20 protein-coding genes are annotated in these 25691 nt (G+C 38.7%); 4 read left to right on the forward strand and 16 right to left on the reverse strand.

What is annotated here, in order from left to right:
- The first annotated feature begins 39 nt into the window (after nucleotides 1-39).
- The 3 genes from clpX (at nucleotide 40) to ACRD7B_RS06260 (ending at nucleotide 7038) form a co-directional block, all read left to right on the forward strand.
- The gene (clpX, locus tag ACRD7B_RS06250) at nucleotides 40-1254 is read left to right on the forward strand and encodes an ATP-dependent Clp protease ATP-binding subunit ClpX (protein WP_430823628.1); all 1215 of its coding nucleotides are present in this window, start codon (nucleotides 40-42) and stop codon (nucleotides 1252-1254) included.
- Nucleotides 1255-1418: 164 nt separating this feature from the next.
- Nucleotides 1419-4448, forward strand: coding sequence for a basic secretory protein-like protein (locus tag ACRD7B_RS06255; RefSeq protein ID WP_430823629.1), 3030 nt, complete (start codon nucleotides 1419-1421; stop codon nucleotides 4446-4448).
- A gap of 328 nt (nucleotides 4449-4776) precedes the next feature.
- Nucleotides 4777-7038 carry a sodium-translocating pyrophosphatase gene (locus ACRD7B_RS06260; protein WP_430823630.1) on the forward strand — a complete coding sequence of 754 codons (2262 nt, stop codon included), beginning with the start codon at nucleotides 4777-4779 and terminating at the stop codon, nucleotides 7036-7038.
- Between the two features lie 80 nt (nucleotides 7039-7118).
- Here the strand turns inward: ACRD7B_RS06260 and ACRD7B_RS06265 are convergent, their stop codons facing one another.
- The 5 genes from ACRD7B_RS06265 to ACRD7B_RS06285 form a co-directional block, all read right to left on the reverse strand.
- A complete protein-coding gene (locus ACRD7B_RS06265) occupies nucleotides 7119-7289 on the reverse strand; it encodes a T9SS type A sorting domain-containing protein (protein ID WP_430823631.1) in 171 nt (56 codons plus the stop codon).
- Nucleotides 7244-9223: a glycine-rich domain-containing protein gene (locus tag ACRD7B_RS06270; RefSeq protein ID WP_430823632.1), complete on the reverse strand. Its 1980-nt coding sequence runs from the start codon at nucleotides 9221-9223 to the stop codon at nucleotides 7244-7246. Before ACRD7B_RS06270 ends, ACRD7B_RS06265 begins: the two co-directional genes overlap by 46 nt.
- Nucleotides 9224-9627: 404 nt before the next feature.
- The gene (locus ACRD7B_RS06275; RefSeq protein ID WP_430823633.1) at nucleotides 9628-10035 is read right to left on the reverse strand and encodes a hypothetical protein; all 408 of its coding nucleotides are present in this window, start codon (nucleotides 10033-10035) and stop codon (nucleotides 9628-9630) included.
- A gap of 551 nt (nucleotides 10036-10586) precedes the next feature.
- Nucleotides 10587-11729 carry a selenoprotein TsoY gene (gene tsoY, locus ACRD7B_RS06280; RefSeq protein ID WP_430823634.1) on the reverse strand — a complete coding sequence of 381 codons (1143 nt, stop codon included), beginning with the start codon at nucleotides 11727-11729 and terminating at the stop codon, nucleotides 10587-10589.
- Between the two features lie 20 nt (nucleotides 11730-11749).
- Nucleotides 11750-13183 (reverse strand): alginate export family protein, encoded by a 1434-nt coding sequence (locus tag ACRD7B_RS06285; protein WP_430823635.1) that lies wholly within the window; start codon nucleotides 13181-13183, stop codon nucleotides 11750-11752.
- A gap of 205 nt (nucleotides 13184-13388) precedes the next feature.
- Here ACRD7B_RS06285 and ACRD7B_RS06290 point away from each other — a divergent pair, with 205 nt between their 5' ends.
- Nucleotides 13389-14066 carry a Crp/Fnr family transcriptional regulator gene (locus ACRD7B_RS06290; protein WP_430823636.1) on the forward strand — a complete coding sequence of 226 codons (678 nt, stop codon included), beginning with the start codon at nucleotides 13389-13391 and terminating at the stop codon, nucleotides 14064-14066.
- A 106-nt stretch (nucleotides 14067-14172) separates the two neighbouring features.
- Here ACRD7B_RS06290 and ACRD7B_RS06295 read toward each other — a convergent pair whose 3' ends face one another.
- The 11 genes from ACRD7B_RS06295 to ACRD7B_RS06345 form a co-directional block, all read right to left on the reverse strand.
- Nucleotides 14173-14580 (reverse strand): hypothetical protein, encoded by a 408-nt coding sequence (locus ACRD7B_RS06295; RefSeq protein WP_430823637.1) that lies wholly within the window; start codon nucleotides 14578-14580, stop codon nucleotides 14173-14175.
- A gap of 213 nt (nucleotides 14581-14793) precedes the next feature.
- Nucleotides 14794-16008: a porin family protein gene (locus ACRD7B_RS06300; protein ID WP_430823638.1), complete on the reverse strand. Its 1215-nt coding sequence runs from the start codon at nucleotides 16006-16008 to the stop codon at nucleotides 14794-14796.
- A gap of 157 nt (nucleotides 16009-16165) precedes the next feature.
- A complete protein-coding gene (locus tag ACRD7B_RS06305) occupies nucleotides 16166-18433 on the reverse strand; it encodes a TonB-dependent receptor domain-containing protein (protein WP_430823639.1) in 2268 nt (755 codons plus the stop codon).
- A 129-nt stretch (nucleotides 18434-18562) separates the two neighbouring features.
- On the reverse strand, nucleotides 18563-18949 hold the full coding sequence (locus ACRD7B_RS06310) for a hypothetical protein (protein ID WP_430823640.1): 387 nt from the start codon (nucleotides 18947-18949) through the stop codon (nucleotides 18563-18565).
- Between the two features lie 62 nt (nucleotides 18950-19011).
- Entirely contained in the window at nucleotides 19012-19149 is a 138-nt protein-coding gene (locus ACRD7B_RS06315; protein WP_430823641.1) for a DUF6326 family protein, read from the reverse strand.
- 29 nt (nucleotides 19150-19178) lie between these two features.
- Entirely contained in the window at nucleotides 19179-20129 is a 951-nt protein-coding gene (locus tag ACRD7B_RS06320; protein WP_430823642.1) for a TRM11 family SAM-dependent methyltransferase, read from the reverse strand.
- Between the two features lie 195 nt (nucleotides 20130-20324).
- On the reverse strand, nucleotides 20325-21527 hold the full coding sequence (locus tag ACRD7B_RS06325; RefSeq protein WP_430823643.1) for an outer membrane protein assembly factor BamB family protein: 1203 nt from the start codon (nucleotides 21525-21527) through the stop codon (nucleotides 20325-20327).
- Nucleotides 21528-21952: 425 nt separating this feature from the next.
- Entirely contained in the window at nucleotides 21953-22813 is an 861-nt protein-coding gene (locus tag ACRD7B_RS06330; protein ID WP_430823644.1) for an alpha/beta hydrolase, read from the reverse strand.
- Between the two features lie 24 nt (nucleotides 22814-22837).
- Nucleotides 22838-23611, reverse strand: coding sequence for a biopolymer transporter ExbD (locus tag ACRD7B_RS06335; RefSeq protein ID WP_430823645.1), 774 nt, complete (start codon nucleotides 23609-23611; stop codon nucleotides 22838-22840).
- A gap of 109 nt (nucleotides 23612-23720) precedes the next feature.
- Nucleotides 23721-24953 carry a nucleoside recognition domain-containing protein gene (locus ACRD7B_RS06340; RefSeq protein ID WP_430823646.1) on the reverse strand — a complete coding sequence of 411 codons (1233 nt, stop codon included), beginning with the start codon at nucleotides 24951-24953 and terminating at the stop codon, nucleotides 23721-23723.
- A complete protein-coding gene (locus ACRD7B_RS06345) occupies nucleotides 24954-25667 on the reverse strand; it encodes a hypothetical protein (RefSeq protein WP_430823647.1) in 714 nt (237 codons plus the stop codon).
- Between the last annotated feature and the right edge of the window lie 24 nt (nucleotides 25668-25691).

A 25691-nucleotide genomic window follows, 5' to 3' on the forward strand; every position in this document is an offset into this window, starting at 1 on the left:
TAGCTTGGCTCTGCATTCGTGTTATATAGAAAATAGTTTATGGATAAGTGTTCCTTTTGTGGTAGAGAAAGAAAAGATACCAACCTTTTAATAGCTGGTATCTCAGGTCATATTTGTGACAACTGTATTGAGCAGGCGCATTCTATTTTGGATGAAGAGTTTAAAAAGAAGAATTCATTCGATGTGGATGATATCACGCTTTTAAAGCCTCTTGAAATTAAAAAGTTTCTCGATCTATATGTCATTGGTCAGGATGAAGCAAAGAAATACTTGTCGGTAGCTGTTTATAATCACTACAAACGTTTGCTTCAGAAAAACTCAAACGATGAGGTGGAGATTGAAAAATCAAACATCATATTAGTTGGCGAAACAGGAACTGGTAAAACATTATTGGCTCGTACCATCGCTAAGATGTTACATGTACCTTTTACTATCGTTGATGCTACCGTTTTGACCGAAGCAGGTTATGTGGGAGAAGATATCGAAAGTATCTTGACGCGTTTATTACAGTCAGCCGATTACAATGTGGAAGCAGCCGAGAAAGGAATTGTTTTCATCGATGAAATAGATAAGATTGCTCGTAAAAGTGATAACCCATCTATTACACGCGATGTTTCTGGTGAAGGTGTTCAGCAAGGTTTATTGAAATTGTTAGAAGGCTCAATCGTTAATGTACCACCTCAAGGTGGACGTAAGCATCCAGAGCAGAAAATGATACCGGTTAATACCAAAAACATTCTATTTGTTTGCGGTGGTGCCTTTGATGGCATTGAGCGCAAGATAGGACAGCGTTTAAATACTAAGGTAGTTGGTTACATGGCTAGCAAATCTAAAGAGAAATTAGATGTTGAGAACTTGTTACAATACATTGCTCCTCAGGATTTGAAATCGTTTGGATTAATTCCAGAGATTATTGGACGTTTACCAGTCTTAACCTATTTGCAGCCGCTTGATCGCGAGATTCTTCGCCGTATACTTACAGAGCCTAAAAACTCAATTATCAAGCAATACGAGAAGTTGTTTGAAATTGATAACATCAAGTTAATCTTTAATGACGAAGTGCTTGATTACATTGTTGATAAGGCCGTTGAATTTAAATTAGGTGCACGTGGTTTACGTTCAATCTGTGAAACCATCATGATTGATTCGATGTTTAATGCGCCATCGGGTGAAGAAAAGGAATTAGAAATTACCTTGGATTACGCGCGTAAAAAGATTGAACACATGAATGTTGCCCGTTTAAAAGCAAGTTGATTATAGTTTTTAATTACAAGATATAAATCCCGCTGAAGCGGGATTTTTTGTATCTATAACTTTCGGAATTATTGATGATTGACGAACTATTTTTTGATTTTGTTCGTATATTATGAGTTATACCATTTTGACAAAGGTGTTATCCTCATTTGAATACGAATTATATGCTACGATTCATCATCATAATGTCCCTGATACTATGGAATACATTATGCTTGAATGCGCAGTACTTTGGACAAAATAAGCCCTCCTATAAAGAAATTGATTTTAAACTATACAAAACACCTCACTTCGAATTATACCATTATTTCAAAAATCCCGAACTAGCCAAGGAATTGGCCGACTTAAGCGAAAAGTGGTATTACTATCACCAACAGGTACTAAACGATACTTTTTACGTTCGTAATCCCATCATTTTCTACTCAAACCATGCGGACTTTCAGCAAACCACAGCCGTTAGTAGTAGAATTGATGTGGGAACGGGTGGTGTGACCGAAGGCCTCAAAAAACGTGTGATCTTACCAATTACCTTTAGCCATCACCAAACAGATCATGTATTAGGACACGAGTTAGTCCATGCCTTTCAATACAACATTCTTACCATGGATGAAGAGGTGAGTCTGATGGCGATAAATAATATCCCCTTGTGGATGATTGAAGGAATGGCGGAGTACTTATCAATCGGCAGTATTAATAGTAATACAAACCTGTGGATGCGCGATGCTTTAATTAACGATCATTTTCCTACGCTCAAGGACATGACCTACAATTATCGCTATTCACCATATCGCTTTGGGCATGCCTTTTGGGCCTTCATTGCGCATAAGTATGGAGAGCAATATATTCTTCGTTTGTTTAAAGCTGCCGCTCGAACGGGTTATGAGCAAGCCATTGGCGATGTGCTTATGTTGTCGACCGATTCACTATCTGTTATGTGGGAGCAAACACTTCGTGATCATTTATTGAGTTCATCCACCGATTCTACTTTTAATATTATTGGAGAACGCATATTGTCAAAAAAGAATAGTGGCCGCTACAACCTAAATCCATCCATTAGTCCCGATGGAAAACATTTGGTTTATCTCTCAGAGCGCGACTTATACGGCATTGACTTGTTTTTAGCAGATGCGCATACTGGAGATTTGGTTTCTCGTCTGTATACCGCCACTAGTCATGATGAGATTGATGCACTTAATTATCTGGAAACGGCTGGTTCCTGGTCGCCAGATAGTCGATACTTTGCTTTTATTGCTTTTCTGCAGGGCAAGTCGGCCTGTATGGTGTTTGATATTCAAAAGCGACAAATTGTAAAGGAAGTGGTTTTTGAAGATGTAGATGAAATAAGTTGGCCTGCATGGTCACCTGGTGGTCAAGAGTTAGCCTTTGCCGGACTCAAAGAAGGGCAGTCAGATATTTATCTTTACCATATTGAGACTGATCAGTTAAGGAATCTTACTAATAGTAAATATGCTTGCATGCAGCCAGCTTGGACAAACGATGGCAAGCATATTCTTTACGTAACCGATGAGCAGGCTAACCTTCATAAGCAATTACATCGAGCCTATTATAACATTGCTCAAATAGATAAAAACACTCAAGAAAACGAGGTGTTCGAAACATTTGAAGGGGCAAAAAACCTTAATCCAATTGATGCGGGTCATCAAAATGGTGTTTTATTTTTGTCGGATTATGATGGGCGACGAAATTTATATGTCTATAATCGGGACGACGCAAGTATTCAACGAGCTACCGATTATCCAACGGGCATCATTGGCATGACCGAGTATTCTCCGGCATTAACCATAACTGGCGATACTTTGTGCTACACCATGCTGTGGGACGGTGAATTTTCGGTGTATCGAACTACTTTGGATTACATGGCCAAGCACTTGGAAACGGTTGATGAGCGTTTGGTTAATTTATCGGCTTCGCGCATTGTGCCCTACTCCCACATTCCCTCTCAGGTAGAGACAAACCTGTATTTTAATCGGCAGCCTTATGCCTTAAAGCCGGATAGTTTTTTCAACGATAAGATCGAACGTAAATTTAAACTCGACTATCTGGGAAATGTTCAGGCAGGTGTTATGGCTGGTCGCTTTGGTGCAGGCATGGCTGGAAGTGTGGAGGCAATGTTTAGTGATATATTGGGCCGTAACATGTTGTACACAGCTTTAAGCGTAAATGGTGAGATTTATGATTTTGGTGGTCAGGTTGCATACTTGAGTCAGCAAAAACGTGTGAAAGTGGGCGTTGGCCTGTCGCACATTCCTTATCGAACCGGAAGTTATGTGTACGATACTGAGACGCTCGAAGATGGCTCAACAGAAGAGTCGATGAGTTATTTGTTTCGTCGAACCTACGAGGATAAACTATCCTTGTTTACATTTATCCCAATTAGTAAAACCAAACGTTTTGAGCTAGGAGCAGCTTATGCTATCTACAACTATCGCATCGAGAAAGTTCGGAATATTAACTCCTACAATCAGGTTTATTCGCGCGATCGGGAGCGAATGGCAGCTCCTTCCGGATTTGGAACGGGTATACTAGACGCATCATTCGTAATTGATAATGCTAAAATGGGTCTGGCCTCACCCGTAGAAGGTAAACGTCTTAGAATTCAGTTTGAGCATTATTTGCATCACCTTAAGATGCAGACTTTATTGATTGACTTTAGACGTTACTTCTTTGTTAAGCCCTACAGTTTTGCTTTCAGAATATATCACTATGGACGATATGGGTCTGATGCTGATAATGACCGTATGACAGAGCTGTTTTTAGGGTCGCCTTGGTATGTGCGTGGATATGATGGTGGAGAGGTGTATGGTGACGAAACGGAAAATGGGAACACGATTAGTATGAATCAGTTAATTGGTTCGCGTATGGTAGTGACTAACCTGGAGTGGCGAATTCCATTTACAGGCCCTCGCGAAATCGCCGTATTTCAATCTGGATTTTTATTTAGTGAGTTGGCTCTATTTGTCGACGGTGGTTTGAGCTGGAACAAGCAAAGTCAACCCGTGTTTAGCTTAAGAACGAATAGTCGAGAGAAACGAATACCCGTGTTCAGCGGAGGATTAGCTTATCGAATAAACCTATTTGGAGCAATGGTAATTGAACCATTTTACTCTTTCCCTTTTCATCAGAACCAGTTTAAAAAAGGTCATTTTGGCTTAAATATATTTGCTGGCTGGTAAAAAGTATTTTCCATACCTATATATTATTCCATCTTGTAAAAAGATGATATTTGCTCTAAGGTCAATAATTTAAACCAACTACAAATAGAGCTCATGTCGTTGTTCTTGCTTTCAAAATTACTATCTTGTCTTTGCGGGGCAGATAAATATGTGATTGGATAGGTCATTTTTTAACAATCATCACAATGCATCAAGGCCGGATTTTGCCGACTTATTTACTATTGAATTTTCAAGAAGCTCCTCCTTCTTGTTGGCTGTTAACATGCTTTTATTATCGTCCTTTTTTAGCAATTAAGAATTTTCATTTATTAACTTAAATACCATATCTATGATGAGTTCAGTTTTCTGGTTTATCCCATTGGCATCTGTTTTGGCCTTGGTTTTTGCCTGGATATTTTTTAAATCCATGATGAAGGAGTCCGAAGGGACCGATAAAATGAAAGAAATAGCACAACACGTTCGTGATGGTGCGATGGCATACTTAACCCGCCAATATAAAGTGGTTGGAATCGTGTTTGCAGTTTTATTTGTGATTTTGACCATTTTAGCAATTATAGGTGTTCAAAATCCGTTTGTTCCTATCGCTTTCCTTACGGGAGGTTTCTTCTCTGGCTTATGTGGTTTTCTTGGAATGAAAACAGCCACATTCGCTTCGGCGAGAACAGCTCATGGTGCTTCCAAATCGCTTAACCAAGGTTTGAAAGTTGCGTTTCGAAGCGGTGCTGTAATGGGTCTTATCGTTGTAGGTTTTGGATTGATTGATATTGCTTTGTGGTATTGGTTGCTTAACTATATTTACGATAATAATGTTTGGGGCTTAGGTATGTCAGTTGCTCAAGAGGTAGGTCTTAGTGGAGCATGGTCACCCGATATGATATTTAATGGCGAGTGGACACATGCTAAGATGGTACATATTACAACTACAATGTTAACCTTCGGTATGGGTGCTTCAACTCAAGCCTTATTTGCACGTGTTGGTGGCGGTATCTATACAAAAGCTGCCGATGTAGGGGCTGACCTTGTTGGTAAAGTTGAAGCTGGTATTCCTGAGGATGATCCTCGTAATCCGGCAACTATTGCTGATAATGTAGGTGATAATGTGGGTGATGTCGCTGGAATGGGTGCTGACCTTTATGAGTCGTATTGTGGTTCCATATTAGCTACCGCGGCGCTTGGTGCTGCCATCTCTATGAATGGTGGATCATTTAATGAAAAAGCGATTATCGCACCTATGATTGTTGCAGCCATTGGTATCATTTTCTCTATTCTAGGTATCTATATGGTACGTACCAAAGAGGATGCGAATGCGAAGAGTTTATTAAATTCCTTACTTGTTGGAACAGCAGGTAGTTCGGTGTTTATATTAATTGCTATTGCTGTTATGGCGTATTTAGGCTGGTTTGGCTGGGGAATCTTTGGTTCGGTAGTGGCTGGTTTATTAGCAGGTATCATCATCGGTCAGGGTACTGAGTACTATACATCTGATGGATACAAACCAACACAAGGCATTGCTAAGCAAGCCATGCAAGGGCCAGCAACTACAATTATTGATGGTATCGCAGTTGGTATGTATTCAACATGGATTCCAGTTGTAACAATCGTAGCAGGTATTATTGCTGCTTTCGGTTTTGCTGGCGGTTTCACCAATTTTGGTGAAGGTGTTTACGGTATTGGATTTGCTGCTGTGGGTATGTTATCTACTTTAGGTATTACATTGGCAACTGATGCCTTTGGTCCTATTGCTGATAATGCTGGTGGTAATGCTGAAATGGCAAATTTACCTGAAGAAGTACGTGAGCGTACCGATGCTTTAGATATGTTAGGAAATACAACAGCTGCAACAGGAAAAGGCTTTGCCATTGGTTCGGCTGCTTTAACTGCTATGGCACTGATGGTTGCTTACATGGAAGAAGTGCGTATATGGTTGAAGAAAGTACCTGAATTAGGCGCGAAGTTTATTGAAGTTACTGGAGCTGAAAGCTTAACTAAAGCAACCATGGATCACTTCATCGATTACTACAACCTTAATGTATTTAACCCAATGTTGCTGGCTGGTTTATTCATAGGTGCCATGATGGCCTTTGTATTTTGTGCCATGACAATGAAAGCTGTTGGACGTGCCGCTGGTGCAATGGTAGATGAGGTTCGTCGTCAGTTCCGCGAAATACCTGGTATACTAGAAGGAACAGGAACACCAGAATATGCTAAATGTGTTGCTATCTCAACCAAGGGTGCTCAGCGCGAAATGTTAGTGCCATCAATTTTAGCCATCGCAGTACCTATTATTGTTGGTTTATTGCTTGGTGTAGCCGGTGTTATCGGTTTATTGATGGGTGGTTTGGTAACAGGATTTACATTAGCCGTAATGTTAAACAACTCAGGTGGTGCTTGGGATAATGCCAAGAAGTACATCGAGAAAGGACACCATGGTGGAAAAGGTAGTGAAGCGCATCACGCAGGTGTAGTGGGTGATACGGTTGGTGATCCATTTAAGGATACTTCAGGCCCATCACTAAATATCTTAATCAAGTTAATGACTATGGTATCTGTTGTGATGTCGGGATTAACAGTTATTTATTCTTTGTTTTAGAAAGTAGTATTGTTGATATATTTCAAAGGCTGCTCAATTGGGCAGCCTTTGTTGTTATTAATTCAGTTTATATATCTTACTTATTGGATAATCACTTTTTGAATCGCACTTCCCGATTGACCAATCAACTGGATTAAGTAAACACCACTTGGTACATTACCAACGTTTATTGATTCACCTTTTACTTCTTGAATAAGCTTACCATTCAACGATAAGAGTTGTATTTTATCGAAAGCTTTATCCGCTTCCACAAAAAAATAACATCTTGGGCTGGGTTTGGATAAACCTTAACCGTTCCTAATACTGACGAGGATGGTTTAGTGAAACCAATATTAGTAGGCACATTCGGTTGATAAGGTTCCGAAATGATTGAGCATAAATCATCGTAGGCATACAATGCATACTGATCGGTATTAGTCGGCATTACAAAAGTTGGGTTATGCTCTCCACTAAGAAATTCAATTTCATTATTTTCATCAATGCGCACCCATTGGAAATCGATTCCAGTTGGATTATTAAGAGTTAAACTATTACCGTCCCTTGTAATATCTAAATATATCTGGCAATAACTCACCTTAACGAACCCACTAGCACCGTTTGTACTTGGAGAACTTGAGCCATTGCCGCCGCCACCACCGCCACCATAATTAATAGCAGGCGTTGCAGGATTCCAGTTAGCTGATCCATGTCCGCAATTCAAGTAACCTGCTCCCTTACTTCCATCTCCGCCAGGAAAACCACCAGATACACCAGGACTACCTCCTAGATGCGAACAACCATTTGAATCATAAGGCTGAGTGTCGCCACCATTTGATCCATTCCCCTTTGGGCCAGCAGCACCGCCACCTCCACCGCCGTAATACGTCCAAAAGCCTTTACCACCATTACCACCAGTGTAATTGCTGATTGTTCCTCCTGAACCAATTCCGCCAACACCTACAATGCCATAGCCTTCCGCATCTCTACTATAAGAGGCATCCGTTCCAGATGTAGCCTGAATAAGCGCATCTACTTTCGATAGATCGTCGGCACTTGTTTGTGCCACAGTAATAGTTAAAGCTTGAGCTTGTGATAGGGAATAAACACCAGCTGCGTATCCACCGCCTCCTCCGCCGGATAATCCATTGCTTCGCCCATTACCGCCGGCACCAACCGTTTCGATAAAAACAGTATTCGTTACTAGTTGATCATGGTAGAAAGTAGAATTGGCCTCATAAGTAAATGAACCAAACTCACGTGAATAATCTGCTAAATCAGATGTGCTTATTTCTATAGAATTTGATGTTCTCTCTTGTCCATTCTTTGTGATAATAACGGCATATGTACCCGGCTGTGTTACTTTATATGCTTTATCAGTAGCACCTGTAATGGGCTGACTATTTTCGTCTATCCATTGGTAAGTAGCAGCCAATTCAATAGCGTGAAGCGTTAAGCCAATCTGATTAACTCCACCGTGAATTAAATTTGGTGAAATACGAACGTAGCCACTTGCTCCGTTGGTACTTGGTGAACTGGAGCCATTGCCTCCACCTCCGCCGCCACCATAATTGACAGCAGGTGTTGCAGGATTCCAATTGGCTGATCCATGGCCACAGTTCAGGTAACCGGCACCTTTACTTCCTTCTCCTCCAGGGAAACCACCCGATTTACCAGCACTGCCTCCTAGATGCGAACATCCATTTGAATCGTATGGATGAGTGTCGCCACCTGAAAATCCATTTCCATTAGCACCGGCTGCTCCACCGCCGCCACCGCCGTAATACGTCCAAAAACCTTTACCCCCATTGCCACCTCTAAAATTACAGATTGTACCGCCCGTTCCAATACCGCCAAGGCCTACTACACCATATCCATCGCTATCTCTATCGTATGTAGCATTTGTACCTGATGTGGCCTGGATTAGTGCATCTACCTGTGATATTTCGCTTGTTCCTGCTTGTGCCACACTAACATCTAAGACTTGACCTGGCGTTACAGCATAAATTCCAGCAGCGTATCCACCGCCACCACCACCAGATAATCCATTGCCTTTGCCGTTACCACCAGCACCGACTAGCTCAATGTAAACACTACTTACGCCAGCGGGTACAGTGTATTGTCCATTCACCACAAATACACTTTCCTGCGCATGCACTGTTATTGTAGCTAACACTAGGCTCAAAATGACTAAAAATCTCACTTTCATAATTGTTATCTCTTATTACTTATTGTTGATTTCAACAAACGATTACACAAACAGCTATAACTCAAGCTGAGTATAATTTGTTATTAAGCTGGGGGGAGGAAAACTTAGTGTGTGCAATAAATTTTTTTTACTGTGAACAGTTAAAAAATTGAGGGCGCAAGAAACTAAAAATCCCTACAGATTCAAAGATTAATAGTAACTAAATCGATGGTGTATGAAGTGTTTTATGCCTAGTGTTCTAATAGGTGTTTTTATCTAGAATACGAAAAGAGTTGGTTGTTGTCAGTCTAATCTCACATTACGATACCCACAGGTTCACTGAGGGTTATTGTAGTTATGCCCTGTGGGCAATAACCTTTTAAATAGTTGTATTAGATTTTTCTGCAATTAACAATCAATCTTTGTTATTGTAGTACCGATAGTAATTTCTTCTTCATTTGTTTTCGTACACTCATGATATAACTAATTAGGCCATAACATGCAATTGGTGCAAATACCAATAATGTAACCACATTGTTAATATTATAAATCGACACAAATACATAGGTGGCTAAACCAGTGGCAATGACGAAAAGAAATAGTAATTTGAATATATTCGCGTAACACTTAACCACCGAATGATTATTCTCTTTGACCACATTTAATTTTACTAAAATTGAAATTGAGGCAAAGTTTAAACGGATTTTAGTAGTAAAACACTTTCGCCTATCATCAATTAATGTAAACAAGCTCGCAGCATTCAACCCATCAATAATGCTTTGATAATGGATAATGGAAAAACTATAATTACCTATCGGGATATAAAATTTCATTAGTCATTAATTTATTTGTAATCATTTAATTCACTACCAGATTTACTTTTTGAAAATGCATTAAACTAGCTAAGCATTCAGGCAGTTAACAATTATTCTAATTTAGATAATTAATTTCAATTAGTATATCTTTCGGTAACTCATTGCTTCTGATTTTATTATTAGCTAAGAATAGTTCAACCACAAGGGTTGATGTTTGTCGGCTTTATCTACATTTCAACTAACTCAGTTCCTCTGAGACTTATATAGTTCGGCCTTGCGGACAGGGCGCCTACTCGAAAACTGTCTCAAGAGACAAAAAAAATAACCCGTACGTAGTGCGGGGCATTAAGCGTCAAGGGAATCAATCCTTGCGGTTGAATAATAAACGACAGAAGGAATTGGCACCAACCAGTTGCATTTATTTTGATATGTTAGTAACGAAATTAACTTTTAGAAAAAACGAGCTAAGTGTATCGCAGGGTTTAAGCAGCCTTTGTTGTTTTTATAATTAAAAAGAGGCCATTCTTTCGAAATGGCCTCTTGACTAAAGGTTAAATTAATAGTGGTGATTATTTGGCGATTGCTGTTTTTGAAACAGGATAGGTGTACTTAAAATAGCGCATGCCAACAAATACGAAAAAGGCAATAGCCGTAAGAATTGAGGTCATGATGACGGCTTGCAGACCAACAGATGGGATAAACAACTTATGCACAAATGAACCTAACACGGCGTAGCCAACAAAAGGACATATAAAAGCCCAAAGCGTCACATAGTATTCTTTTCTAAAAAAGTCTTTCTTGAAATAGTTCTTAAGCATGCTTATTCCAAAGGCAAAGTACCAGGTTTGAAAGGCAAAAGGAACTGCTACAACCAGTTTAAAGTAAATATCGAAATGTGCTCCGAACTGATGTTCAAAATAGTGCCCTAATCTGAAAAAAGTGATGGCATATAAAGTTGTTATTGGAATCACAATTAAGAAACTTGGTAGAAACTGTCTCTCTGGCATTCCATTCATACCAAAGTGACTCTTGAAAATTGAGACCAGCTTAACGAACAGTAGGAATAGCCCCATCGAACCTGAAGTAAAGGTCATGAAAGCAGCTGTATGTGCAATAGTAGGATCGTTAGCCATCGCAGCAATACCCGTACCAGCAACGGTTACCATTCCTAATGCGAAGGGATGAAGTAACCAGCCAAAGCTCAATTTAGATAAATCGAAATCTTTCTCAAATGCACTCTTAAGAATTCTGATTTCACTTCTCATCAAGAATAACCATAGGATGGACCACATGATAAGTGCAGGCAACATCAAAGCCTGGAAGTTACTTTGCAATGCAGGCGTAAAGAAGCGAATGACACCGATAAAAACATTAAAGGTCATACCCAGACTGGTGTACATGGCCAATATACTGGTATTGCGTTGTGGGTCGGAAATGTAACTTTTGTACTCCTTGGTTTTTGAAAAGCCAATAAGCTTACTTACCAACGAAACAGTGAGTACAATGTGAAGTAGACTAAATACCACCATGATGGCCATCATTAGTCCAAAAGCAAACTTGCTGCCTGTGGTATTTGCTATTTCCATCACCTGATTGAAGGTGATTAAACCCTTGCCATGCGGCAGTATGTATTGAAAATAGACAAAAGGTGCGACGGCAATTCCTCCGGAACCTACCGAGGCTAAAAAAGAAAGTGGATTAAAATTTTTCATTGATTTATATTTTAATGTATTTATTTCGATGAACTAAAAAATTGTGGTTTGACAATAAGCATTACCCAGCCAAAATAATTTGGATCAAGCTCGTGTAGTGTTTTTGATGCAGCATCTTCATACCCATGAGCCATTTGATTTTTAATATCAGAGATTTGGCCATAGCTCAAACCAGCCTTAAGAATAATTTCCTTACTTGCCTTATGGGTGTATAAGATATCAAGGTAGTGGCCTAGCCCACCTTTCCAGTAAACCTGATTACCATTGCCATCTACTTCAGCGCCCATGGGCTTATTTGTATCCGGATTTATACCGGTATGCGCCGCCACTTTAGTTGTTAAGCTTGGTAAATAAAAGGCTGTTTCGAGACTATTCTTTTTGTTAATGATGTATTTGGCCTTTACATAAGGATCGAAATATCCGCCTCCTTTGGTACCTACCAAATAACTATCCTGAATAATGAAGTGGTTCATGTATCCCCCATAATAGGGAACACGTGCACTTTGTAATAAATCAAATGAATGACGGGTGTTGTTGTAGTCTTCATCAGTCTCAGAATAATCATGTCCTGAGATTAATTCCATTCCTGCAGAAAGCTCGAGTTTCTTATCATTGGTTCTTAAACCCACTTGTGCAGTAAGCAAATAAGCCGAAATGGATTTATAGGCTCCATCACTTCCTCGCTTCATGTCTGTACCGTGTTGATAATAGGCTGATGCCATGGCAAACAAACCATTATCGGCTCCCTTGCCTCTGTTATAGGATAGATTAATGCCGTGTGTTCCTGTGCCTAGCACTGCATCATTACTCACATCCGTTTTGCCGGCCAGGGTAAACATTAGCGAAGCATTAAACTTAGGGCTGAAAACTTTATTTATGTGAACGAAGCTCATCGATTTTAACTTATCCGATTCCCATTCCGTATTATCCACAACAATTCCCATGGGTGAGCCATTGTTATTGTATGAGAAACCAAAATCGATTTTAAGCTTCTTATCTACTTCTGAGAAGTGATACAACAAACCATCATAGCTTTGACCTGAGGTCCAGAAATTACGTGGCGACAAAATTCGCATATCATCATAGTTCCATTCCTGACGTCCAATTTTTAATCCTGATTTAACAGTCAGCTTAAGATCAACCCATGCCTCATACACGCCTAAACCGTATGAGTTAGCTTCAGGTCCGGTTTTATTAACCATGTCATCCGACCCCCATATTCGTGCGTCTTGCAGACTTAACTTGGTACTGTATTTCTCGCTACTGTATTTAAAAATAATCCTTGATCGCTGATCGAAAGACAAACGATGGTCATCATTCTTTAAAGCAGGTATCTTAAAGCCATTCTCAACGATGGCGCGAGGCCTGAATTCGCCTTCGATGGATAACTGGGCATAAGAGCTAGAAATAAAGCCCATTAGCAGGATTAATAATGTGTAATAATTCTTTTTCATGTCTTCATCAATTTTGATGACACAAATGTATTTTAGCGAAGTGGGCCTCCCAATAGAATGCGGCTTGTGTATGTGGGCTCTTAATCTGAAAATTTATAGTTGATTTCCTATCATACGATAGTTATACTATTGGTTCTTTGGATGGCGTCTTAATTGGATAATGAGAATTTGCGTTATTTTTGTAAGGTTTTAAACAAGGCTTACTATGGAAGAGCAAAAAAGCTTGCAGTCAAGTTCGGAGTGTTTTAAGCATTTAAGTGCCGATGAACTTGAGCTATTACTCGATAAAAAAAAGCGCATCACTTACCTGCAAGGTGAGAATGTAATGAAGCAAGGGGCATTTGCCACCCATGTTATTTATGTCATCGAAGGTTTGGTTCGCGTGTACCTGCAAACCACCACTCAGAAACAGATTAATCTGCGTTTAATGAAACAAGGCGAGTTTATGGCTTTTTCTGCGGTTTTTGGAGAAGAGGAATACCCTTATTCGGCCATTGCCCTGACTGATACTACTGTTTGCATGGTTGATAAAATGGCTTTGCAGCAACTGTTGATCAAAAATCCACAGTTTGGATTACAAATTACATCGCGAAACTATAATAGTGAGCAACGCTACCTAGAGATCATCAGCAACATATCTTATAAGCAGATGCGCGGCAAACTGGCTTCAACACTCATCTATTTATCCGGATTTGAAGAAAGTGGTGAGGAAGTTTACAAGTATATGACACGTCAGGATATTGCGGATTTTGCTTCTATCACTAACGAGAGTGCCATTAAGTTTTTAAAGGAGTTTGAGAAAGACGGCGTTATTCAACTCGATGGCCGCCATATTCGTATTCTTAAAAAAGATAGCTTGACCCTGATAAGTAAGAATTCGTAAAATCTGTCTCGAAGAGACAAACAAATTAACCCTGTACGCAGTGCGGGGCATTGTGCGTTAAGCGAATCAACCCTTGTGGTTGAACAGTAAAACTAACTTCTTCAAACTATCTTAAGCGTGTAAAATGGTATTCCACATAGATTTCTTCATCATCCACAGTGTACCCTCGTTCTAGCTTTAAGGAATTATCGCTTAATTCCATAATCCTGTACTCGATGGCTTCGTCACCGCCATAGATGCCATTGTGTAAGATAAGCATCGCCTCTTCTGCATCTAGTCCCCATCTGCTCTCTACAATAATTTCGCCATCTGATTCCATTGTTCTATAAACATGGTAGCCAAATTCTGTAATGTTATCCAGGTATTCATCCTCATCAGAGCTATTAATCAAATCAATTAACTCCCACTCTCCAATGATCGTATTTGATTCTTTTTGCTCGCCTGAGTCTTTATGGCATGAGCTGAATAATAAGATAAGAATCAATGGTGCAATTATTGAACTTACTTTTTTCATACTTTTAAATATCGTGTTTATATCTAATGGCAAACATACGGATTACTTCAGACCCAAAAAATGATATTTTTTAGGGTTGATTGAATTTAAGAATAGTCAATCACAAAAAAAACTGATCTTTGTGCTAGAAAGTTGTATTCTTTAAAAGTGTAATATTAATCTGATTACAAAGTGGAATTAAGGGTTAGTTAGTTTTGGTATTGCTTTATAAATCTAAAAAATTGTGTAGCCAAAAATGACAGAAAATGTCTTGTAATCAGATATCCAGAGTAGGTAATCGCGGAATAAATCGCGCTTGGTGTGTCCTCTTAGCTCAAAGGAGTATTTATTTTTAAAGACATATCCGGCTCCAAATGCATAATTATCAAGAGTTTTTATTTCTAATTCCGATCCAGATGCGAAATTAACTTTTGAATTTAAACTGAAGTCAATTACGATGGCTCCATTTATGAATATCTTTGAAGTTTCATTTAAAAAGAAATAATACCTAAGGCCTATAGGAACCTCAATTGATTTGTAATCAACCTTGGCATATTGAGTAGTATATGAAGAATATTGATAGGCCGTTTCAACCTTATCACTTTTAAAATATTGATAGGTTGGTTCAAGTATAATCGCCCATTTGTTTTTATTATAGGGTAATATAAATTCCGCTTCTAGTCCAAACCTAAAGTTGGTAGCACTCCCAAAGTCTGCATTACGTGTTGGCGCTTCATCATTTTTTATACTTAGAGATGAAAAATTGATTCCTGGTCGGATATTTAAGTTGAATAATTCTTTCTTCTTTTTGGTTTCAAAATTCGCTATTTCTTGTCCATTGTATTTATTGTAGTCAACAAATACAGCAACTAAGTCTTTTTTGTTATATCTGATGTTTTTGGCTTTAACAGAGGTAAGTGATGGATGGCTTAGGTGGTTAACTAGCTGTTGCTTGTAAGCATTGTTTTCACGAATCCGATGTTCCGAATTAAAGTATTGTTTATATACTAAAGGCTCTATTGTTGAATTATCTAGTTTGTAAAAGAAGCGCTTTAGTCCCTTGTTATTTTCATAAAAATACAGATTAGCTTTCCCTTCGATAAGCACCTTTAAGAATACTGTTTCTTCTTTAAATACAGGTTTCCTAACATCACTAAAACTATTGATATCATTGCTAGATTGATCAATTTCTACCGTACTTCGTATATACCGAGACACATCATAAACACCAAACTCTCGTACTGCATTTATATCTATTTCTTGTGCATTACCATCCAAGGATGTTTTGTATTCAAAATTTGTTGGATTGTTTTTCCAATCCAAATTCTTAATCAAACATTCTATTTTATCATTTTCGTTATTAATGAAAAAACCTTTTTCAAAAGAAATTTGAGAATGAGCTATAAGAAATGTGAAGGCGAATAAAAATAATAGGTTTAGCTTTTTCATCGAGTTTGGTTAGTTTATTTGAAATTACTAACATAATGATTAGTCTAATAAATTCATAGAAATAAAATTATTTAGATTGAGTCAAATTACTTTATAATCACAAAAAATCCAATCTCTCATGTAATACGGAGATTGGATTTCTTTTTAAATGTATACTCTAAAAGTTCAGCGTTAGTCCGATGAAGAAATTTCTTCCGGGTGCATAAATAGGGTTTTCCGTGCCACGCACCGAGCGGTTGAGATGTTCGTAATAGGTTTCGTCCAATAAGTTATTGACCATGGCATTTACTTTAAGTTTCTCGCTGATGGCATAGCCTAACTTTAAATCGAGTAAGGAAAAATCAGGCGTTGCAGTCTCACCATATTCCTCCGAAATACGATCTTGCTTTGTCACATAACGAAAAGTAAGCTCAGGAATTAGTTTCCCATTAAGATAAGTTCCCATAAGCGCATAGCGAAAGTCCAAGGGAGCGATTTCGGGAAGAGGCTGTTTACGTTCCAAATCCTTGGCATAGGTATAAGCAATGCCCAATTGATGCTTTAGACCCATGGGTAATGCTTGTGTCCAGTTCATTTCGAAACCAGTTTTTAATGCGTCATCAATATTGATGTAGCGACGTACACCCGGACTATTGGGTAGTCGTTGCCTTAATTCTGGGTCGATTACGGATGAGATATAGTCTTGCAAGTAAGCAGCAAACAGATCGATGTTAACGGCTGTGGATTTATTCTTCCATTCAAATGTAAGATCCACCTGATTATTCACTTCAGGATCAAGCTTAGGATTACCCAACATCTCGTAAGGATCTTGCCCAACAGGGAAATAATTGATGAAACGCTCGGTTAAACTTCCGCTACGTTGCGCTCTTCCCAGATACAACCCTGATGATGTATTTTGTCCAAAATGCTTTTGGATACCAATGCTGAGGTTCGGGTTTATTTGAGTGATATCTGTTTCGGGATATACACTTGTAAAATCAGGGCTAGGATCATTTATTTTTGCATAGTTACGCTCCAGTCTACCCGAGAAAACATAATTCAAGGCATTGGTGTTTAATTGGTACTCGGCAAAGAGGCCGCTCTTACTGATGTTCGCATCTTGCCAGGCATTATCGTTAAAAACCTTGCCATTATTAGGCCCCATTATAAACGTTCTTACACGTGTACCTTCGGCTCCTTCAATTCTTAGATCGGCTCCAGCAAATAATTTGGACCTGCTAAACTCCCAAATACCTTCGGTTCGGCCACCATAGTTGTAGGTACTAGCGGCTGTTTCGGCATTGAGCATGCGTGGGTCAAGTTGTTTGAGGCGGTTGTCCATAAAATGGTCGACAAAGGAGGCAAATAATGTTGTGTTCCACGATTTTAAATCCTTATCCAGAATCTGAATCTCGTGTCTGGCATTAAATAGCCAGGTGTCGTCGTTACGTAAATCCATTGCCAATGCTGGGAAATCAACGTCGCGAGCCCTATTGTACGTGGCTGAAATGCTTAGTTGTTGGAGTTTGCTAATTTTTAGTCCAAGCCTAGTTCCAAAACTACTTCGTAAAAAACCGGCTTTAACTTTCTCGCCATTGCCTGCTGTGTAATCCCTACCTTGCGACCAGGCTCCGAATAAACTTAAATCGTATTTGCTGTCGCTAAACCCAAGCTGCCCTTCACCACGTTTAATGTTGCCGTTTGTTTCGTAGGCGGTCGATAATCGTCCATAGGTATTGCCTTGCTCACTAAAGCGCGGTTGAGACGGGATGAAATTGATGGTTCCACCAAAACCCGTTCCGTAGCGTAAGGCATGTGGCCCCTTGTACACTTCAACCCGATCCATCAGGTTAGTTGAAATCTGACTCGAAGGTGGGTCCATACGGTTAGGGCAGGCGGCTGTTGCGCTTTGTGCACCATCTATAACCAGATTTAACTGATCGTATTTAAAACCTCGAAACACGGGATCGAAACCATAGTTTCCACTTTTTCGGATACTGTTAAAAGCTGGCATTTGATTTAAAATTTTGGCTCCATCATGTTCCAATCGTTCTTGATAGTCGATTCCGATGCCCGCGTCAGGTTTTTGACCAGGTTTCATGGCAATGACCATTACAGGGAATAAATGTTGATTCATCGGCATGCGCGAGTAGCTGCCTTGTTCCACAATTTGTTTTAATTCTTCAGCATTCCATTCCCACTTACCATAATTAAGATGTGAGAGTTTCATGGTTGCTTGGTCGCTCATTTGGAAGCTGATTAGGCCATCTTTATCTGAAGCACCATGCTGATCACCATAAATAAAGTTGACCCCGATTATTGGAAGCTTAGTGTTCGCATCAATTAGTATAATGCTTGACCCGTTCACTGTCGGGTTTATTTGTGCTACAACATTATTGGCCATGATTAAGCATAGCAATGTTATTAGTATGTGTTTTAAGCTCATTACTGTTCTTTTTAAAGGAATATTATGCACCCATGTTTATTCTATTTATACAATATAATGCATAGGCATACACGCACCAACTCAAACCAAAGCATTTGCAGATTGGTAGAGTTTATTAATAAAATGTGATTAAATGATAATAAGCTTTGGAGGGCGGAAAATCTGATTTAAGTGTTGGTTATAGCTGAGCAGAACAGCTTTGCTACGGTCAATCTTATTAAGATGTATGCCAAGTGGCATTTTTAGTTTGATATTGACTTGAACAAAAAGAGTTTGGAAATCTAACTTGTTACTTCTGTTGGCAGGTATGTTTTTTTCGTCCGCTGTATTAACCTTGTTAAGCTGCTTTTTAAGATGGCATTTACCATTACATTTTTTAATTGGCTCATCTTTATTGATACATAAGACCTTTGCTATATAGTCCTGATTGATTTTAAAATCCGCAACAATCCATACCCTAGCCATTTCGGGTAGCAGAAAAACCAATAGTAGAGATATGGCAATGAGGTGTCGCACCTTATTTAGGTTTCGGTTATTTTAACTTAGATAAATATAACTAACAAAAGCCCTAATGGTTTTCACCATTGGTGTTTTATATCCATCAAACTCAGAACATCACAATACAGATAGTTTAAAGTCACAAATATCCATAGTGTTGATAGAATTACTTTTCTATCTTTCCCTTTAATTACTTTGTTGAATGTTTCCATTTTCATTTTTTTAAGGACTGATGTTTGGGTTTCAATCAAGTTAGCCTCTTATCACAAACCCATATTTTTCTGGCAAAATTATTCTTGCCTTTTTTACTTACACTGCAACTATCTGCAATCTCAAATCCTATACTTTCGATAAAGTCAGTAATATCTGAGGTGGATACAATCACAAGTCGATTGGTGAGTTCTGCCGAAGATTTAATAATGTGCAGTACATCTTCATCGCTGGAGCGGCTGTACAAATTGTAGGGCAGGTCAAGAATGGCCGCATCATATTGCTTATTAATATCTTTTATGTCTGAGCGAAATACAGTTGATGGATAATCGAAGTGGCTTAGGTTCTTGCGCGCATCCCTACATGCCTTCCAGTTAATATCGCAGCCATCAATTTCAATCCCGGCAAAGCAAGCTTCCAATAGAATTGTGCCCACACCACAACAGGCATCTATTAACCGTTTCTCCTCATCACCCCCGGTAGCAATATTAACGAGGGCTTTGGCTATGTTTACACCAATTGAGTTACTGAATGAGTAGGGCTTTTTACTGTGTTTGTACCAATCAAAAGTGTCTTTGATTAAAAGACCAAAGTACCAAACACCCTTATAATAACATAAACCATAAGTGATGCTTGGATTGTAATAATCGGGATCCCCTTCAATGCTCCAGCCGACGTCTTTTAATTTACTAAGTCGATCAGCATAGTTTGTCGTATCTCCATCAAGAACCAGGTATTCAGCTTTGAAACCCTCGCTATGTATGTTTTCTTCTTTTACTTTACCTATTAGTTCCGAGTAATCTGTGGCATACGTAATAATGTCTAAGCGATTTTTAATAAAAGCACTGCTCGAAGGTTCTATTTTTACATCACTAAAAAGCAGTTTATGCTTTACTTTCTTTTTAAATATATGCCTCGATTCGAGTTGGCATAATTCAAACTCTGAATCATCATAAGTAAAGGTATATACATATTGGTTTGCTTGCATATATTGAAGTTGTCAATTCTGGCTTGGTACAATTTTTTTAGCCTTATTCTTGGTTAAAGGTGTATAATACATTGCATATGGGCAAGTATTGTACAAGAACAGTTTGGGCCTTGCGCGATGATCGTAATGATGAAGCAATAAAAAACCCGCCAAGGAAGCGGGTTTTTATCTGTTAGGAAAGTTAAGTAACCGTTGTTACTCAATTGATTTAAGGATTTTTAATTCGATTGCGTAAATGTGACCATCGGCACTTCCAAAATAAATGATATTGCCATCAACATGAGGTGTGGAAAGGATGGAGCCCATTTCAAGTATCTTTTTCTCGCTAGCCTCATAGTCGGCACCGTATAAAGTAAAGCCGGGTTGAAAGTTACCTTTGGCATCAAATATTTTGTGATAATTAGCCTTGCTGCCCTCAGTGCTGAATTCAGATATTAGCTCACCATTATCTGGATTTAGTGCATACAATTTGCCATTGTGTGAACCAAATACCAAAGCTCCTTTGTGAATAATTGCCTCGCCAAACACGCGCATATTGATAGCATGTTCCCACTTAATAATTCCGCTTTGGGCATTCATGCATATCATTTTATGACCATCGGAAAGGCCAAAGTATAAATGATGCTTATAAAAGAGAGGACTCGCAATAATCCAGCCGTGTGGTTCGCGATAGTTCCATAAGCATTGACCCGTTTCGGCATTTAAAGCATAGAGATTGTAATCTCGGGTGCCGAAATATAATATGTTGTTATGCAAGATTGGAGCCTTTGGGATGGCTCCATGGGGGAAGTACTGCGCACCTAGTGTTTTAAATTTCCAGATGAGCGTACCGTCTTCAGCATTTAAGGCATAAAGGTGACCATCGAAACCAGAAATGTAAATAATACCTTCTGCAATCAATGGATTGGCATGGATAATACCTTTGCTTCTGAAGTGCCAAAGTTCTTTACCCGACAGGGCATCAATGGCATACAGGCACGAGTCGCCACTTCCCCAATAGATTGTGTTCTTGTTTATACTTGGCTGTGATAAGTAATAGTCCCAAATATCCTTGTCTTGCTCTCCCTTTGAGGCAAACTCCCAATTGATATCTCCTGTTTTTGTTGAGAGGCTATAAAGTTTGCCCAAATTTGAGCCTACAAACAAGTTTTGCTTGTGCAAGCTTGCTGTTGAGAATTTAGATCCTCCCAAAGTTTGTTTCCATTGCAACTTGCCATTGTTTTTATCCAAGGCATAAAAATCGCCATCAGCACTACCTGCATAGGCATTAGTATCGTCGGTGATTACACTTGCAAATATCTGACCTTCGGTTTTAAACGACCATATTTTAGAAAATTGAGCGCTAGCAGTATGGCTTGAAATGGTAATCGATAAAAGGACAAGAAGTAACTTATTCATTGGTTCGGGTTTTATATCTCATGCTAAGGACAGGTTTAATCGTTTTTACCCCTATCTGAATGATGAAAAAATCGATAATCTTATTGTTTTTAAGATGTGTGTTTTTTCAATGCAAAGACACAGATTAGTTATTCCTGAAAAGCCGAGCTTCGAAACGTTGTTTCGATTCGGAGTATCATACATGAATTTGAATCGATGAAATGATTTTCTCGTCTAAGAAACCAAAAGATAATCCAAAATATCTGTGTATTTAGTTCTCCATTTCTCTACTTATTGCTCCTGCTATATCCTGTATTCTACTCCAATATTCAGTTATCATAAATTCGGATAAGGGAGGATATTTCCCATTTAACTTACGATGGACATCAAGTAAAACCCTATTAAAATGGTTCAATTCATCTAACTCAGCTGGGCTAAAACTACTTTTAATACTGATGAAAAGCCTGAGATACAAAATGCAGCACTACAGGTAATGACTCCCGCCAATAGGTCCAATTGTGGGCTCCATCGCGTACACGGTATTCGTGGGGTATTTTCTTTTTTGTCATGGCAATATGTGCCAGGCTATTACCTTCAAATAAGAAATCATCATCGCCACAGTCGATAAACCAGCGTACACTTTTAATATCATCAACTGGAAGTTGGTCTATGAGCGAAAGTGCATTGTGTTTCTCGTAATAATTTTTGATTTGAGCTTCACTATGTTTTTCGTAGGCATTAACAAAACGATCTTTAAATTCCTCTATACTTAATGGACCTACATAGGCACTAAGCGGGCAAGCCGATGAGAATAGTTCAGGACGATGCAGTGCATACATAAATGATCCGCCGCCACCCATCGATAAACCGGCGATGGCACGAAAACGTTTTTCACCTTTTATGCGGTATGTGCTTTCAACATGTGGCATTAACTCCTCGAAAAAGAAATCTTCATAATCCCACTTGCCATTTATATCGTTAAAATAACCTTTTTGACCAGTGTTCGCATCGGGCATAACAATAATCATGGGTGTGCATTTGCCTGCTTTTATCGCCTTATCAGTTATATGTAAAACCTCACCAAACTGCACCCAACCTGTTTGATCATCACCTGATCCATGTAGTAAATATAAAACTGGATAACTACGTTCGGATGTTTCATAGTCCGGCGGTAGGTAGATGGCGTATTTTCTTTCTCCCTTTAGTATTTCGCTGGTCATACTTAAGTCGTCGTATACTTTGCCAGTTTGTGCCATGCTAAAATGACTTAGTAACGATGCAATAACAATGAATAGTAAATTTCTCATTGGATAGATATTATATGGTTTATCTTAATTTTCAGGGATAACATTTAGGATTTTTCGGAATCTAATTCTATTAATTTCCCACTTTAATGAATCATCTAATTCAGAATACGTTTGTCCGTAATTAACCTTTGCGGAATGTTCTCTTTTTTCGCTTAATGCGATATTATATAGGTCTGCCATTTCGATAACATCAGCTATACTACTTTCAACTCCAGGATTAATTATATAAATACATTTTATGGTATCTCTTATTGTATTTTCTAGCTTTTGTGATAGTTCTTTTTTATTTAGTAAAGAGTCATTCACAATGTAAGAATTAAAAGAATGTTTATTAACCACTAAAATATTAAGAGAATCGCCCTGCATTTTTGTTTTGTTAAGAATGTCATTATCCAAACTATCTTGATATTCGCCAACAGAAGCGAAGAAAAAGCGCACATATGATGATTCTTTTAAAGAATTTGTTTTAAAATAAAACCTATGGATAGATGCTTCTCTAAATTTCTGAATAATGGTGTCCACTTTTGAATATATGCAATTTTTATCAACGTAAATGATTGCATCTAAATGAATATCTTCTTTTGCCTCATCCCGTGTCTTTGATATGAAATCAGGAATGACGGATAGATTAGATATTCTTTCCTTGTTCAGATAGATATCCTTATCTGTGATTTTCAGTTTAATGTATTCTATATGTTTGCGTTTAGGTAGCACGTCATTGTGATACGATTTTGGCAATTTAAATTGATTACATGCTATTAAGAAGGGTAGAAATAAAAACAGTACTAATCTATACATTACGTTTTTTTAATTCAACTTGAATTTAAAGATAGTAATGTAAGATGACATTTTAAGGGATTAATTAACAACGGTTATGCAATAAGTGGTAAAAAATCGACTAATGTGCTTACCCAAAAAACAAATAGGCCAATAAAATGGAAGCAACAATTCCAGCAAAATCAGCAATTAAACCACAGGCAACAGCATGGCGAGTGCGTTTAATACCTACCGAACCAAAATAAACTGCCAATACATAAAAAGTTGTATCCGTTGAACCTTGTATGGTGCTGGCCATTTGCCCCACAAACGAATCTACACCATGGGTGGTAATGGCGTCTACCATCATGCCACGAGCTGCTCCTCCACTTAATGGTTTCATAAAGGCAGTAGGTAAAGCTTCTACAAAACGTGTGTCAAGCCCTAAAGTTGAGAAAAATACACCTATGCCATCAACTAAAAAATCCATTGTGCCAGATACGCGAAATACGGCAATGGCTACTAATATGGCTACCAAAAATGGAATGATTTTTACTGCAATGTTAAAACCTTCCTTGGCTCCATCAATAAAGGCATCGTACACATTTACTTTTTTGCGCAATGCCATTAGTATAAAAGAAATGATGACTGAGAAAAGTAAGACGTTTGCGCCTACCAAAGAAACCGTATTAACTTGCTCTTTTGGAATGCATGTTAACCAATAGATAAAACCTCCGATGAATGCCGTGAAGCCTCCTAAATAGGCCATGATTACCTTATCCCAAAGTTTGATGCCTTGTACAATGGAAACCGTAACAATACCAACTAGTGTACTGAAAAATGTGGCTAATAAGATGGGCAGGAAAATATCAGATGGATTGGCTGCCAAGCGTTCAGCACGAATTACCATTACGCTGATGGGAATAATGGTAAGTCCGCTAGTGTTAAGCACCAAAAACATGATTTGAGCATTCGAAGCTCTTTCCTTATCTGGGTTGGAAGCTTGCAACTCTTTCATCGCCTTGAGGCCAACCGGTGTAGCAGCATTGTCGAGCCCCAACATATTGGCCGCAATATTCATCATCATGCTACCGTAGGCAGGATGGTTCTTTGGCAATTCAGGAAAGAGGCGACTAAAAAAAGGCCCGATGGCACGAGACATCAGGTTGACCATTCCTCCTTTTTCGCCAACCCGCATTAAACCCATCCAAAGGGTTAGTGCTCCAGTTAAACCTAGCGAGATGTTAAAGCCTGTTTTTGCACTGTCGAAAGTGGCATTCATCATTTCCGGAAAAACATCTAAGTCGCCAAAGAAGATTAGGCGTACCAAGCCTACCACAAAGGCAATTAGAAAAAATGCTATCCAGAGATAATTGAGTGCCATTTATTCAGTTTTTGGAAAAATTGCTTTGTCCGATTCCTTGTATTCAGAAGCAATAATTTTGAGATTGTCAATTTTGAGTGCACTGCTCGAAGAACCAAAGCCAACCAGACCATTATTAAACAACTCATCGTTGTCCTTAATGTCTAAAACCAACTCGTCGTTGAAATAAACCTTTAAAATTTTATCAGCTTCAAATCGTTCTATCTTAACGTGGTTCCATTTATTCAAGCCCCACCATATTCCTTTTTCTTGCTTTTTACCGATACGTTGCGGTTGGTCGCCATTGATGGTAAATACATTGTGCGTATTCTTGTCGGCCTTGGATGCTAATTGTGCGTAGCTGTAATGCTCCTGATCTTCAATTCCGAAAAAGATACAAAAGTCGAGTAACTCAAAGTTTTTACCTTGTTGCATCACATCCATTTCCATCACAAAATCTTCCAGCTCATAGTTTTTTACTATTGCAACAACCCTTGGGCCTCCATGCGCATTTTTATAGCTGCCTTCACCCAAACATTTAAGTGCTTTCCCACTTTCTCCATTTTTACTTATCAGCCATTTTGATGCGTCGGAGAATTCGAATTCCCTTGGTGATTTATTGCTGCTGAAGCTTTGTGAATAAACTGTCTTGTAGTCTTTTGATAGGGTCGTTTGCGATACTAGCGAATGGCTAATAATGGCAAAAAGAATGATTAAGAAGTGCGTACTTTTCATTTACGATTGATCTTCAAATAGATT

This window comes from Carboxylicivirga fragile (genome assembly GCF_050589805.1).
GTDB lineage: Bacteria > Bacteroidota > Bacteroidia > Bacteroidales > Marinilabiliaceae > Carboxylicivirga > Carboxylicivirga fragile.